We start from the raw sequence: 370 nt of genomic DNA on the forward strand, positions 1-370 counted from the left end.
GGCTTCTTTAAGCAGACTGCTCAGAAGTGGGGACTGAAAAGTTTATAAATGAAAAGAGCCGCTTTACGCGGCTCTTATTATGATCGGATGGACTGAAGTACAGACTTAAAGTTCATCTTCGCTGACGACGCGAGCGTTGTCAGGTGTAGTGAAATGCTTAGAGAGTTCACGATTCGACAGAATGTAACCCATCCACAAGCCACCCATACAAATGACGATTGCCACGCCCGTAACCATTTGAGCTTGGCTTGCCATCGCGGCAACTAGTGCGCTTGATAGGCTGCTCACGGTAATTTGCAGGCTGTTTTGCAAACCAGCTGCGGTTGCAGGGCTTTGCTTCGCACTTGCCAATGCACGGTTTACTACGATT

The 370-nt window shown here is 48.4% G+C and carries 1 pseudogene; it reads right to left on the bottom strand.

What is annotated here, in order from left to right:
* Positions 1–105: 105 nt before the first annotated feature.
* A pseudogene (locus R7Z47_RS24935) lies at positions 106–370 on the bottom strand (Bcr/CflA family multidrug efflux transporter); the annotation flags it as partial.

The organism is Vibrio sp. 1641 (assembly GCF_033339995.1).
GTDB classification, from domain to species: domain Bacteria; phylum Pseudomonadota; class Gammaproteobacteria; order Enterobacterales; family Vibrionaceae; genus Vibrio; species Vibrio alginolyticus.